This is a genomic window from Paraburkholderia kirstenboschensis (assembly GCF_032806925.1).
Taxonomy (GTDB): Bacteria; Pseudomonadota; Gammaproteobacteria; order Burkholderiales; family Burkholderiaceae; genus Paraburkholderia; species Paraburkholderia kirstenboschensis.
The window spans coordinates 2761353-2775561 of record NZ_CP136513.1 but is presented as its reverse complement, the minus strand read 5'-3'; the positions used below and the strand labels follow the sequence as shown (position 1 = coordinate 2775561).

The window sequence follows — 14209 nt, the reverse complement described above, 5'->3', positions numbered from 1 at the left end:
GGAGACGGTGAGCTTGTGATTAAAAAATCGGTGGGACATTTCAAAATGTCCGGCCGATTTTTATTTTGTGCGACGTGCTCGCGTAACGGGCGAAAAAAAGCCGATGCGGTTATGTCGAGCCGCATCGGCAGTACGCCTTCTCGCAAAGCGCAGGAACAACCGTTTAACTGTTCAGAACGACTCGCGCCGCTCCTCAGTGCGAGTCGCGGGGCACGGGCGCGCCGCTTGAGCCGACCAGGAAGTCGAGATCCGCGCCCTGATCCGCTTGCAGCACGTGCTCGACATAGAGCTTGTAGTAACCGCGCTTCGGCGACTCGGGCGCTTGCCACGCGGCGCGCCGGCGCGTAAGTTCGTCGTCGCTTACGTCCAGGTGCAGGCGCCGCGCGTCGACATCCAGCTCGATCATGTCGCCGGTCTGCACGAAAGCTAGCGGGCCGCCCGCAGCTGCTTCCGGCGACACGTGCAGCACCACCGCGCCGTACGCGGTGCCGCTCATGCGTCCGTCGGAAATGCGCACCATGTCGGTAATGCCTTTTTGCAGCACCTTCTTCGGCAACGGCATATTGCCCACCTCGGCAAAACCCGGATAACCCTTCGGCCCCGCGCCCTTGAGCACCATGATGCAGTTTTCGTCGATGTCGAGCGACTCGTCGTCGATCTTCGCGTGCAGCTCCTCGATGTTTTCGAACACGACGGCGCGGCCTCGGTGCTTCAGCAGTTTCGCAGTGGCCGCCGACGGCTTGATCACCGCGCCATTCGGCGCCAGATTGCCCTTGAGGACCGCAATGCCAGCCTTCGGCTTGAACGGCTCGGCGAACGTGGTGATGACTTTCTCGTCGTGATTCGGCGCGTTGCGCACGTTGTCCCAGATGGTCTTGCCGTTCACGGTAAGCGCCTCGCGATGCAGCAGCCCTTGCTCACCCAGTTGCTTGAGCACCGCCGGCAGACCGCCCGCGTAATAGAAGTCTTCCATCAGGTATTCGCCCGACGGCTGCAGATTCACGAGGCACGGCACGTTGGAGCCGAGCTCCCAGTCCTCGAGCGAAAGCTCTACGCCAATGCGCTTCGCGAGCGCGATCAGATGCACGACGGCGTTGGTCGAGCCGCCAATCGCTGCGTTTGTGCGGATTGCGTTTTCGAAGGCCTGGCGCGTGAGAATCTTATCCATCGTCAGATCCTCGCGAACCATGTCGACGATGCGCCGGCCGGCCAGATGCGCGAGCACCTGGCGTCGTGCGTCGACTGCGGGAATCGCGGCGTTGTGCGGCAAGCCCATGCCGAGCGATTCGACCATCGAAGCCATCGTCGAGGCCGTACCCATCGTCATGCAGTGGCCGCGCGAGCGGTTCATGCACGACTCCGCTTCGGTGAATTCTTCCTGCGTCATCGAGCCGGCGCGTACTTCCTCGGACATCTGCCACACACCTGTGCCCGAGCCGATATGCTTGCCGCGGAACCGGCCGTTGAGCATCGGTCCACCCGACACCGCGAGCGAGGGCAGGTTGCACGACGCCGCGCCCATCAAGAGCGCAGGCGTGGTCTTGTCGCAGCCGACGAGCAGAATTACGCCGTCCATCGGGTTGCCGCGAATCGATTCCTCGACGTCCATCGACGCCAAATTGCGAAACAGCATGGCCGTCGGTCGCAAATTGGTTTCGCCGAGCGACATCACCGGAAACTCGAGCGGCAAGCCGCCCGCTTCATGCACGCCCTTCTTCACGTATTCCGCGAGTTCGCGGAAATGCGCGTTGCAGGGCGTGAGTTCCGACCACGTATTGCAGATGCCGATTACCGGGCGTCCGTCGAATTCGTCGTGCGGAATGCCCTGGTTTTTCATCCACGAGCGATGCAGAAAACCGTCGCGGTCCTTGAGGCCGAACCACGCCTGGCTGCGCAGCGGCTTTTTAGTCTGGTTGGAATCAGCCATGAAATCTCCTGTTGGCAAACATGTAGGGCAGGGCGCGTGTCATTGCACGCCTAGTGCACGCGCTTGCTGCGGCGGAACTGGTCGAACAGCACCGCGAGCAGCAGAATCCCGCCGCGAATCAGGTATTGATAGAAAGTCGGCACGTTCATGAGGCTCATTGCGTCCTGCACGGAGCCCATGATCAGCACGCCCACCAGCACGCCGGAAATCGTCGCGACGCCGCCCGTCAGCGACACGCCGCCGAGCACGCACGCGGAGATCACGCCGAGTTCGAGACCGACCGATGTCTTCGGATCGCCGAGACTCATACGTGACGCAAGCATCACGCCCGCAAAGCCGGTTACGAGCCCTTGCAGCACGAACACGGTGATCTTGATGCGCGTGACGGGCAGACCCGCGAGCAGCGCTGCCTCGCTGTTGCCGCCGACAGCCAGCACGTTCTTGCCGAACACGGTTTTCTTCAGCAGAAAACCGAACACCACGAAGCCGATGATGTTGCTCCAGATCGGATACGAGATGCCGAGGAACGAGCCGCCGCCCAGGTCGAAGAAGCTTTCTTCCGAGATCATCACCGCGTCGCCGCTCGACGTGATGAAGGCGAGTCCGCGCACGACTTCCATCATCGCGAGCGTGACGATCAGCGAATTGATCTTGTAGCGCGCGACCAGCACGCCGTTAACGAGGCCGACCGCGCCGCCTGCCAGCACGCCCGCTGCAACGCCGAGCAGTACGCTATGCGTCACGGTGATCAAAGTGGATGCCACGACGCCCGCGAACGCCACGATCGACGCGACCGACAGATCGACTTCGCCGAGCGCGAGCACGAACATCATGGTCACGGAGATCGAGCCGATCAGCGTGACGGAAAGCAGCAGGCCCTGGATGTTTCGTGAACTCAAAAAGTCGGGCACGGTAAACGACAGCGCCGCAAACAGGATGATGAAAACCATCACGATGCCGGACTTGTTGATCAGATCCCAGGTCCGCGCGGCGCGCGCGCTCAAGCCCGCCGAAGCGACGGCCGGCGTGGAGGGGTCGGTTGAAGGTGTGTGCATGATGTGTGTTCCGTTTCAATGCCGCGTGGTTCAGTTCAACGGCACAATTCAGTTGCGTTCGGTTCAGGTGCCTTCGTTCGTCCGGCCACCGGGGCCGGTATGTGTTCTAGCGGGGCAGCGCGAGCTTGATCAGCGCATCGGGCGTGGCCTGTGCTTTCGGCAGGTCGCCAACCAGGCGGCCTTCCTTCATCACGATCACGCGGTCAGTCACGCCGATTACTTCCGCAAGATCGCTGGACACCACGATCACCGTGCGTCCCGCGTCCGCGAGCCCATACAGCAGACCGTAGATTTCGCTGCGAGCGCCGACGTCGATGCCGCGTGTGGGTTCATCCATCAGAAACACGTCGATGTCCTCCGCGAGCCAGCGCGACAGGATCACCTTCTGCTGATTGCCGCCCGAGAGCGTGCCGATCGGCGTCTCGCCGTTGCGCGTCTTGATCGCGAGGTTGCCGATGAACTCTTTCGCGGTCTGCGCTTCCTTGCGTCCGTTGAGCACGTTGAAGCGGCTAAAGTGCCGGCGGCAACTAATGTTGAGGTTGTCCGAAACCGAAGCGATCGAGACGATGCCTTCCTGCTTACGATCTTCGGGGCACAGCGCGACGCCCGCGCGCACCGCATCGCGCGGCGTGGCGAAGCGCACCTGCTTGCCTTTGAGCGTGATGTCGCCGGCCGTGGGTTTGACCGCGCCGTAGACGAGCTTCATCAATTCGGAGCGCCCGGCGCCGACAAGTCCGAAGAAGCCGACGATCTCGCCTTTGCGTGCGGAGAATGTGGCGGGTTCGCGCAGCCCCGGCCCCATCAATCCCTTGACGTCGAGTTGCACGTCGCCGAGATCGCGCGTGCGATAGCCGTACACGTCGGCGATCGAGCGGCCCACCATGCAGCTGATCAAACGGTCACGGTCGAGGCCTTCGCCTGCATCGAACGTGTCTATGCGGCGGCCGTCGCGGAACACGGTCACGCGATCGCACAGTTCGTAGACTTCATCCATTCGATGCGTGACGTAGATAATCGCGCGGCCTTCGGCCCGCAATGCGCGAATGATCCGGAACAGCTGCGTGGTCTCGCGCGACGACAATGAACTGGTCGGTTCGTCGAACGCAATCACGCGCGCGTCGCGCATCAGCGCCTTGCCGATTTCGATCATCTGACGCTGACCGATCGACAGATTCTTCACCTGCTGCGACGGATCGATTTTTTCGCCGAGCCGTTCGAGTTCGCGCACCGCGCGCGCGACGAGCGCCTTTTCATCCAGCACACCAAAGCGATTCGGCAGCGCGCCGAGCATCAGGTTTTCGGCGACCGTCAGTTCCGGCACCAGATGCAATTCCTGATAGATGATCGCCACGCCCGCCGCGATGGCCGCCTTCGTCGTGGTGAACTGCTGCTCGACGCCATCGAGCGATAACGTGCCCGCCGCCGGCTGGTTCACGCCGGACAGCACCTTGAGCAGCGTCGATTTGCCGGCGCCGTTTTCGCCCATGAGGCCGTGCACTTCGCCGCGACGCACTTCGAGCGACACCTGGTCGAGCGCGAGCACGCCGGGAAAGCGCACGGTGATGCCGTCGAGTTGCAGATACGGCTCGGTCGAAGCGGGCGCAGGCGAGGGCGCCTGTAGCGGCGCGGCGGCACCGCCAATGGATGTCGCAGTGTGTGAGGACGTCATCAAAAAACCTCAATGGTGGACAAGCTGTGCGGGCCGCTCTCGCGTCAGGCAAATGCGAGGCGCGGCCCGCCGCGTGCAAAGTCGAACGCGGCTTAAATGCCGAGTTCTTTACGCACGTCCTGCCAGTTGCCGCGCACCATCAGCTTGCCGGTGGTTTGCGTATCGGCGGGCGGCTGCTTGCCGTCCTTGATCCACTCCACGAGGTTCTCGGTGCTCTCCTTGCCGTGCATCGTCGAGCTGACGGCGATCGTGCCGTAGAAGCCCGTCGGCTCCTTCTTCTGGAACTCGGCAAATGCCTCGCCTGCACCGTTGATGCCGACGCCGATCACGTCCGCCGCCGGAATATGCAACTGCTCGGTGGCACGCACGCCGCCCAGCACGCTTTCCTCGTTGAGCGCGAAGATCACCCACTTCTTGATGTTCGGATGCTTGGCCAACACCGGCGACGACGCATTGAAGCCGCCTTCGTCATCGGTCGTCTTTTGCGGGGCGTCGAAAATGTTTTCCTTCTTGAAGCCGCCGGCGAGCAGCGTTTCGGTCGCGCCGTCGGTGCGCAGCTTCGCGGTCGGCAGTTCGTAGTTCGTGATGCGCAGTGCGCCGACTTCCTCGGGCTTCCAGCCACGGCGTTTCATTTCGTCGCTGATTGCCTGGCCGACCTGGTTGCCGATCTTGAACGCGGACATGCCGAGGTGCGGCACATTGGCGAGCGGCTTGCCGCTGGAATCGACCAGTTGATCGTCGACGGTGACGAACTTCATGTTGTAGCGCTTGGCGCGCGCCTGAATGGCCGGTCCGAGACGCACGTCGGGTGCGCAGATCACGAAGCCTTTCGCGCCCTGGGCGCCGAGATTGTCGATTGCGGACAGCACTTTCTCGCCGTCCGGCGTGCCGATGTTCACCACCGAAAAGCCGTCCTTCTGACCGAGCGCGGTCGCGGCTTTCTGTTCGTTGATGAACCACGCCTGCTCCGGCATCTTCACGAGGAAGCCCACTTTAAGCTGCTGGTCCGCGTGCGCGGAAAGTTGGACGGCGAAGGGCGCGGCGATTGCGGCGGCGGCGATCGCGGTTAGCGTCAAACGGCGAAGCTTGCTGGTCACGTCTGTCTCCTGAGGTTGAAAAGCTGCATTGATTTCGTTTATGTGCAGCGAGGCGATACGCGGCGGCGTTAGCCGGGGCGTAAAAACTTGGCTATCGAATCGAGGCGGGCGGGCACGCGAATGCAGGCCATCACGATCAGCTCGCGACGTACGCCGTTTTCACGGCCGTCCAGAATGCTGCGTCGGTCGAGCCGTACGCGGACGCCTTGCGCCCGCCGCCAGGCGCGTGATGCTCCACGGCCGTGGTCGGCAGATTGATCGTGACGAAACCGCTATGCACGTGACAGCGGAAATGCCGCGCGCGGCTGAGCGAGCGCGTGCAGATGCCCGCGCATAGACCGTAAGCGGTGTCGTTCGCGAGATGCAGCGCGTGGTCGTAGTCGTCGGCGCGCAGCACGACCGCGAGCGGACCGAAGATTTCCTCGCGAGCAATACGATGTTCCGCCTCGCCGACGAACAGCGCGGGCTCGAAAAAGTAGCCACGTGTCGCGCGTTCCAGCTGACGGCCGCCGTGCAGCAATTGCGCGCCTTCCTGCTTGCCGATCTGCACGTAGTCGAGATCGCGTTCGAGTTGCGCGGCGTTCGCTACCGGACCCATGTCCGCGCCGTGCTTGAGTGCATGGTCCACGGTGAGCCTGGCGAGCTTCGTCTGCAACGCGTCGACGAACGGCTCGAACATCGAGCGTTCGACGATCAACCGCGCCGCCGCCGTGCTGCGCTGGCCGGTCGAGCCATACGCGCCCGTCAATGCGGCATCGACCGCGTTGTCGAGATCGGCGTCGGCCAGCACGACAAAGGGATTTTTGCCGCCCATTTCCAGTTGCACGCGCGCCTGGCGGGCGGCAGCGGCTTGCAGCACGCGCGTGCCGGTTTCCGCCGAACCGCTGAAGCTGATCGCAGCGACGAGCGGATGAGCGACGATTCGCGCGCCGACCTGCCGGCCGCTGCCCATCACGAGATTGAAGACGCCCGCGGGCAAACCGGCGCGGCTCACGATCGACGCGAGCGCCGCCGCGCAAGCCGGCGTCGATTCGGCCGGCTTGTAGACCACGCAATTGCCATGCGCCAACGCCGCGCCGATCTTCGCCGCGGCGATCGCGAACGGCGCGCTCCACGGCGCGATGATGCCGACCACGCCGAGCGGTTCGCGCGTCATGTCGATTTCGACGCCCGCGCGCGCCGACGCAAGCGGCTCGGCATACGCGCGCTGTGCATCGGCGGCGAGCAGCTTGAACGTCTGACCCGCGCGCGTGGCCTCGGCCAACGCCTCGGGCAGCGTCTTGCCGACTTCGCGCGCGAGTAGCCGACCGAGTTCGTCGCGGCGCGCCAGCATTTCGCTGCCGATTGCGTCGAGCGCGTCCGCGCGGCGCTGCGCCGAACAGAGCGCCCATTCGCGGAAGGCGGCGCTCGCTGCTTCGATCGCGCTGTCGGTTTGCCGGGCGTCGGCGCGAACATATTCGCCGACGGGCTCGTCCAGATCCGATGGATTGAGCGAGACACCCGTGGTCGCGCCCGTCTCCCATCCGCCATTGATGTAATGGCGCAGCGGGCTGGCAACGAGCGGGACGAGCGGATCGCGGTTCATCGACGGAAGGGCGCCACATGAGAAGCTGAAAGTCCACGAATGGTATGAGTGGGCGCAATAACTTTCCAATCCCTTTTTGAGCTACTCCCATAACAATTTCGATATGGCATGATTGAGGCCATTCGAGAATACGGTTGGAGACAGGCGATGACGCGCAGCTACTCGAATTGGTTCGTCCGTGCGCGGCTCAAGACGCGGCAGTTGCTGCTGCTCGCCGCGATGGAGGAAGAGGGCAACGTGCGGCGCGCCGCCGACGTGCTCGGCATGACGCAGCCGGCGGCTTCCCGCCTGCTGAAAGAACTCGAAGACATGCTGGGCGTGAGCCTCTTCGACCGCACGCCGCACGGCATGCATGCGACGCTATACGGCGAGGTGATGATCCGTCACGCGCGCATGGTGCTGTCCAATCTCAGCCACGCGCACGACGAAATCTCGGCGTTGCGCGCGGGACTCGCCGGTCAGGTGCGTATCGGCGTGATCGCGGCGGCAGCTGCAACCATGGTGCCGCGAGCCATCGCGAGCGTGAAGGAGCGTTATCCGCAGTTGCAAATCTGGGCTGAAGTCGAGACGTCAGACGTGATGCTGCCGCGGCTTGCCGAAGGTGAACTCGACATCATGATCGGCCGCGTGCTCGAGCGGCAGAACCAGTTCAAGACCGAAGTCCGCTACGAACCGCTCGCCGACGAGCCGCTGTGCGTGGTGGCGCGGCCCGGCCACCCTCTGGAAAACGAAGCCGGCCTGACGCTGCGCGGCATTGTCAACGCGAGCTGGGTGTTGCATCCGCCGGGCAGTGTTCTGCGGCATCGTTTTGATCTGATGTTTTCGCAGATCGGCCTGAATCCGCCGCAGAACGTAGTGAACACCAACAACTTCCTCGCGATTTCCAGTCTGCTGCTTCAGAGCGACATGTTGGCGGTTTTGCCGGACGAAGTGGCGCGTCAGCACCAACAGTACGGAGTGTTGAAGCGGCTGCCGATCGATTTACCGTGCAGGATGGATGCATTCGGTATCATCACGCGCCAGTCGCACCTGCTTTCTCCCGCGGCCTCAGTGGTGCTCGACTCGCTGCGCGAGGCGGCCGGCGAGGTTTATGGCGCTCCCGTTGAGCAGGCCATGGCTCGGTAAATGCTTCTTCCCGTCTATAAGGTGGGCGGCGAACGGCGCGGGAGGGACACAAAATGTACAACAAGCACGGAAGACGGCAGCGCGCCGTCGACGACTCATTTTCGGTTCGCTCCGCTGGAGCGAGCGTCTGGTTTAGCAACGGCATGGCTCTCAAATCGACGATTTACAAGGCGGAGTTGCAGATCGCCAATATGGACCGGCACTATTACGCCGACCATTCACTCACCATCGCGCGTCATCCGTCGGAAACCGACGAACGGATGATGGTCCGCGTCGCTGCGTTCGCGCTCTTTGCGCAGGAACGGCTCGAGTTCTGCAAGGGATTGTCGGATGTCGACGAGCCCGATCTGTGGCAGAAGGATCTGACCGGCGCGATCGAAACGTGGATCGAAGTCGGCCAGCCTGACGAGCGGCGCATCGCGAAGGCGAGCGGCCGCTCGAACGACGTGATCGTGATTGCGTACGGCGGCCGCACTTCGGATATCTGGTGGCAGGGCGTGCGCAACAAGGTTGAGCGCATGCGCAATGTGACCGTCTGGTCGCTCGGCGAGAACGTCGCGGCAGAGTTGGGCGCGCTTGCCGAGCGCACGATGCGGCTTCAATGCACCGTACAGGACGGCGAAGCGTGGCTCGGCAGCGCGGAAGCCGACGCGGTCAAAATCGAGTGGACGGTGTTGAAGGCGCCCGCCAACGGCTGAGACGTCGGCGGCTCGCGGCTGACGCCGGGGGTTCGCCTTTAGAGCGACGTCACCCGCGCCGCTTCCGGCGGCCCTTTCAGTTCGACCATGTTGCCCTCCGGGTCGAACAGATACAGCGACGGCCCATAGCCGTCTGCGCCGTAGCGCAGCGCCTGCTCGCCAAGTCGCGCGCCGTGTTCGCTCAGATGCGCCTTGAGCGCGTCGACGTCGAACGGTTCCACGCGCAAGCACACGTGATCCATGTTCCGCCCCGCGCCGGCCGCGCCGTTTTCCGGGCGATCGAGCTTCGCGCCCACCTGCAGCAGGTCGATCAGGGACCGGCCCGCGCGCAGCTGCGTGAGGCCGAGCTCGCGTTGCTCCTTCTCTAGGCTGCAACCGAGCACCTCGCAATAGAAGCGCGCCATGGCTTCGACGTTCGACGCCCGAATCACGACGTGGTCGATCTCGCGAATATGAATTTTCATATGGACGTCTCCTCTGGTCGGCTTACGGAACGGATGAACCACCAGTTTATGAGAAAGCGTCGGCTGTGAACGAGTAGCGTTCAGAGGGCCAGACGCAGAACGTGCAGACGAAAAAAAAGCCCGCTCTATGTGGAGCGGGCTGAATCCATATCAGGAGGAGACATGGAGGAGACAGGTACTAATATACACACGGGGTTGGTGCGACGCAATAACTTTTTAAGGGAAAACCCGATATCGTGGCAATTTGCCGCACTTTGAGGCGAAATGGGCGCCTGTCGGGGTTTCAATGGCCGCCCGCCCACGAGGAACCGCAATGACACCGCAAGAACCGGAGCGTAGTGTGTCGGCATGCGGCCTACATTGGTGAGCATCGAAAGCACCTATCCGGGATCATCATGAACCGCACTGCCGAGCCCGCTAACATTGGCCCTACCGCCGACACCGCCAGCTGGAATTCCGATGACGAGCGCTGGGAAGCTGTCACTCGCCGCGATCCGCTTGCCGACGGGGCTTTCTTCTACGGCGTAAAGACGACGGGTGTGTTCTGCCGTCCGTCCTGCGCTTCGCGCCAGCCGCGTCGTGAGAACGTCGCCTTCTTCGCAGACCCCGGCGCCGCCCGCGCCGCGGGCTTTCGCGATTGCAAGCGCTGCCAGCCGGGCGGATTGCCGCGCGAACTGGAAATCGTGAACCGGGCGTGCGCCGCGCTCGACGTCGATCCGCAGCAACGTCTCACGCTCGCCCAATTGAGCGACGCTGTGCACGTGAGCCCGTTCCATCTTCAGCGGCTGTTCAAGCGTGTGGTTGGCGTGTCGCCGCGTCAGTACCAGGCCGCGCAGCGCGGCGCCGCGTTGCGCGACGCGCTCAAGAGCGGCGCGGACGTCACGCGCGCGACGCTCGACGCCGGCTTCAACTCGCCTTCGCGGATGTACGACAGCGCATCGGCGGAATTGGGCATGGCGCCGTCGGAATATCGCCGCAAGGGCGCGGGACTGACGGTCCGCTATGCGAGCGCGCCGACGTCGCTTGGCTTCGTGCTGGTGGCCGCGACCGACAAAGGGATCTGCAAACTCGGTTTCGGCGACGATGCCGCTTTCCTCGTCGACGAACTGCGCGGCGAATTTGCCAACGCGGACCTGCTTGACGATCCCGAGCGGTTGGCACCATTCATCGCTCAAATCGACGCGTACCTGCGCGGCACGCGTCAAGACTTCGACCTGCCGCTCGATATTGCTGCGACCGCCTTCCGGCAGCGTGTCTGGGACGCGCTGCGGCGCATTCCGTATGGCCAGACGCGCAGCTACACGGAGATCGCCGAAGCTGTCGGCGCGCCGCGTGCCGTGCGCGCGGTGGCGAGCGCCTGCGCGACGAACCCCGTTGCGCTCGCCATTCCGTGTCATCGCGTCGTGCAAAAGGGCGGGGCGCTGGCGGGCTATCGTTGGGGCTTGCCGCGCAAGGCGGCCCTGCTCGACAACGAGGCGCAGAATGCGCGCAACGTTTCCGCCGACGAAACCAACCCTTCGCAAACTGCTCCTACTGAAACCCTCGCTACTAAACTGGACCACGCCGCGTGAGCACGCTTGACGAAGTCGCAACCCTGGAACTGCCGTACAAATCGCCTTTCGACTGGCCGCGCCTGCTGCGCTTTTTCGGCGGACGCGCGACGCCCGGCGTCGAGACAGTCGAAGACGGCGCCTATCGCCGCGCAATCGAATGGGCCGGCGACAGCGGCACGCTCAGCGTACGACAGCATCCACGCAAGCGCTGCCTCGTCGCGAGCATCGAAGGACCGGTGAGCCGTCACGCCGACGCGCTTGCGGCGCCCATCGCGAGGATCTTCGATCTGCACGCGGAGCCGAAGAAGATCGGTGCCGCCTTGGCCGCCGACCCGTGGCTCGCGCCGCTGATCGAAGCGGCGCCGGGTTTGCGCGTGCCGGGCGCGTGGTCCGGTTTCGAACTCGTGGTGCGCGCGATCGTCGGCCAGCAGATCAGCGTGAAGGCCGCGACGACGATCATCGGACGATTGGTACAGCGAGCGGGCGAGCGAATCGAAGGGCATCCGCACGAGAACACCGCGTGGCGTTTTCCGACACCGGACGCGCTGGCCACAGTCGATCTGGCGCAAATCGGCATGCCGGGCAAACGCGTCGCGGCGCTGCAGGGTTTCGCGCGCGCCGTCGCAAGCGGCGACGTGCCGCTCGACAGCGCGACCGCCGACGCGCACAGCCTGCGCACGGCGTTACTTGCATTGCCGGGCATCGGCCCGTGGACGGTCGAGTATGTCGCAATGCGCGCCTGGCGCGATGCCGACGCGTGGCCTGCGTTAGACCTCGTGTTGATGCAGTCGATCTCCGCGCGCGATCCGTCGCTCGTGCGGGCGACGCAGCAACGTGCCCGCACCGACGCATGGAGACCGTGGCGCGCTTACGCGGCGATGCATCTGTGGAACGAAGTAGCTGACCGCGCTGGTGCCGCGCGGGGGGGCTAGCTTTGGGTGTTGGCTAGCGCGGGTTGGCGACACGCGCGGGTTGTGCCGGTTGTGCCGGTTGTGCCGGTTGTGCCGGTTGTGCCGGTTGTGCCGGTTGTGCCGGTTGTGCCGGTTGTGCCGGTTGTGCCGGTTGTGCCGTTGTACCGGTTGTGCCGGTTGTGCCGTTGTACCGGTAGCGCCGCATCTGCCGCATCTGCCGCGCGTGCCGACGCACCGCCGCCGGCAAAAACCCTACCGCCGCAATACCCTGAATAACCCCCAACTTCCCGTGGCTAAATTCGCGAATCCGGCGTGAAAACAGTCGGGCCGGCCAGCCGGAACAGCCCGCCGATGCGGCCTCAAGCAGGCGCCGTGGCGAGATGTTAAAGTGCCCGCTACTGAAAATTCCGCCGAACGTTGTCGACCGCACCATGCTGCCAGCGAGCAGCGAAGCGGCACATGGCGGCCGACGACGCCCGACTCGCATCAATGCCAAACACCACACAATCCCGCACGACCGACGCGTTCTCGCACCGCCTGTCCGTGCTGACTTCTGGCCCGCAACGCGACGCGCTGCTGCACGGCCTGCGCGGCATAGAAAGGGAAAGCCTGCGCGTGACGCACAATGGCGAGCTTGCGTTGACGCCGCATCCGCGCGCACTCGGTTCGGCGCTCACGCATCCGTCGCTGACCACCGACTATTCCGAAGCGCTGCTCGAATTAATCACGCCGGCCGAGCAGGACGTCGCGCTGACACTCGATAAGCTCGACAAGCTGCATCGCTTTGTCTACGCAGAACTCGGCGACGAGATTCTGTGGAACAACTCGATGCCCGGCCTCTTGCCCGAGACCGACGAGGGCATTCCAATCGCGAATTACGGCACGTCTAATATCGGCAAGCTGAAGTACGTGTATCGCATCGGCCTTGCGCTGCGTTACGGTCGCACGATGCAGTGCATTGCCGGCATCCACTACAACTATTCGCTGAACGAAGAAGTGTGGCGGCTGTTGCATGCGGATCAGCAATCCACCGCGAGCGCAGTCGATTTCCAGTCGGATCGTTATCTCGCGCTGATCCGCAATTTCCGCCGCACCAACTGGCTGCTGATGTATCTGTTCGGCGCGTCGCCGGCGCTCGATCGCCGCTTCTTGCGCGGGCGCCAACATACGCTCGAAACATTCGACGCCGACACGTTGTACCGTCCGTATGCAACCAGCTTGCGCATGAGCGATCTCGGCTACTCGAATACCACCGCGCAAGCGGCGCTGCATGCCGACTACGACACGCTGCCCGGTTATCTCGACGCACTCGCAAAGGCCGTCAGCCAACCCTATCCTGCATATGAGGCAATTGGTACGCAGCGCGACGGCGAGTGGGTGCAGATCAACACGAACGTCCTGCAGATCGAAAACGAGTTTTATTCGACGATCCGTCCGAAGCGCGTCACGTATCCCGGCGAGCGTCCTTTGCATGCGCTGGCCGCGCGCGGCGTGCAATACGTCGAAGTGCGCTGCATGGACATCGATCCATTCGAGCCGGTTGGTATTTCGCTGGAGACGTCACGCTTTCTCGACGCCTATCTGCTTGTGTGCGCGCTCGACGACAGCGCGCCATTGCCGCCGCAGCCGTACGCGGAAGCCAACCAGAACTTCGCGCGCGTAACGACCGAAGGGCGCAAGCCCGGCCTCGAACTGATCCGCGACGGCCATCCGCTCGCGATGATCGATTGGGCCGAAGAGCTATTCGTCAAGATCGAGGCGGCGGCCGCCAGGCTCGACGCACTGCAGGGCGGCGACGCGCACGCGCGCTCGGTTGCCGTTCAGCGGGCGAAGCTTGCCGATCCGTCGCTCACGCCATCGGCGCGGGTGTTGCAGACGATGCGCGACAAGCAGCAGAGCTTCCTCGAATTCGGTCTGGAACTCAGCGAAGCGCATGCGGCGTATTTCCGCGCGCGTCCGCTGGAGCCGGGCGAGGCCAACGAATTTGCAGAACTGGCCAAGCAATCGCTCGAGGAGCAGGCGAAGCTCGAACGCGAGGAAGTAGGCTCGTTCGATGCATTCGTCGCCGCTTACCGGGCGTATACGTTGAATCGTTTCAGCGTCTGAGCACACCGGCTCACGTGCG

General features: G+C 63.7%; 11 protein-coding genes. 5 read left to right on the top strand and 6 right to left on the bottom strand.

What is annotated here, in order from left to right:
* Positions 1-193 precede the first annotated feature (193 nt).
* The 5 genes from RW095_RS35125 to RW095_RS35105 form a co-directional block, all read right to left on the bottom strand.
* On the bottom strand, positions 194-1927 hold the full coding sequence (locus RW095_RS35125; RefSeq protein ID WP_317020373.1) for an IlvD/Edd family dehydratase: 1734 nt from the start codon (positions 1925-1927) through the stop codon (positions 194-196).
* 50 nt (positions 1928-1977) lie between these two features.
* Positions 1978-2982 (bottom strand): L-arabinose ABC transporter permease AraH, encoded by a 1005-nt coding sequence (araH, locus tag RW095_RS35120; protein ID WP_128588366.1) that lies wholly within the window; start codon positions 2980-2982, stop codon positions 1978-1980.
* 106 nt (positions 2983-3088) lie between these two features.
* The gene (gene araG / locus RW095_RS35115; protein ID WP_317020372.1) at positions 3089-4651 is read right to left on the bottom strand and encodes an L-arabinose ABC transporter ATP-binding protein AraG; all 1563 of its coding nucleotides are present in this window, start codon (positions 4649-4651) and stop codon (positions 3089-3091) included.
* 92 nt (positions 4652-4743) lie between these two features.
* Complete coding sequence (locus RW095_RS35110; protein WP_317020371.1) at positions 4744-5748, bottom strand: arabinose ABC transporter substrate-binding protein; 1005 nt, start codon at positions 5746-5748, stop codon at positions 4744-4746.
* Between the two features lie 136 nt (positions 5749-5884).
* Positions 5885-7333, bottom strand: coding sequence for an aldehyde dehydrogenase family protein (locus RW095_RS35105; protein ID WP_317020370.1), 1449 nt, complete (start codon positions 7331-7333; stop codon positions 5885-5887).
* Positions 7334-7480: 147 nt separating this feature from the next.
* Here RW095_RS35105 and RW095_RS35100 point away from each other — a divergent pair, with 147 nt between their 5' ends.
* Both RW095_RS35100 and RW095_RS35095 read left to right on the top strand, forming a co-directional pair.
* A complete protein-coding gene (locus tag RW095_RS35100; protein WP_317020369.1) occupies positions 7481-8458 on the top strand; it encodes a LysR family transcriptional regulator in 978 nt (325 codons plus the stop codon).
* Between the two features lie 143 nt (positions 8459-8601).
* Positions 8602-9156, top strand: a complete 555-nt coding sequence (locus tag RW095_RS35095) for a YaeQ family protein (protein ID WP_027776868.1) — start codon at positions 8602-8604, stop codon at positions 9154-9156.
* 38 nt (positions 9157-9194) lie between these two features.
* Here the strand turns inward: RW095_RS35095 and RW095_RS35090 are convergent, their stop codons facing one another.
* On the bottom strand, positions 9195-9620 hold the full coding sequence (locus tag RW095_RS35090) for a VOC family protein (protein ID WP_317020368.1): 426 nt from the start codon (positions 9618-9620) through the stop codon (positions 9195-9197).
* A gap of 395 nt (positions 9621-10015) precedes the next feature.
* On the opposite strand from RW095_RS35090, the gene ada reads away from it, so the two are divergent.
* From ada to gshA, 3 genes are all read left to right on the top strand, one after another.
* Positions 10016-11191, top strand: a complete 1176-nt coding sequence (gene ada / locus RW095_RS35085; RefSeq protein WP_317020367.1) for a bifunctional DNA-binding transcriptional regulator/O6-methylguanine-DNA methyltransferase Ada — start codon at positions 10016-10018, stop codon at positions 11189-11191.
* The gene (locus tag RW095_RS35080) at positions 11188-12105 is read left to right on the top strand and encodes a DNA-3-methyladenine glycosylase family protein (RefSeq protein ID WP_317020366.1); all 918 of its coding nucleotides are present in this window, start codon (positions 11188-11190) and stop codon (positions 12103-12105) included. Before ada ends, RW095_RS35080 begins: the two co-directional genes overlap by 4 nt.
* A 468-nt stretch (positions 12106-12573) precedes the next feature.
* A complete protein-coding gene (gene gshA, locus RW095_RS35075; RefSeq protein ID WP_317020365.1) occupies positions 12574-14190 on the top strand; it encodes a glutamate--cysteine ligase in 1617 nt (538 codons plus the stop codon).
* Positions 14191-14209: the final 19 nt, after the last annotated feature.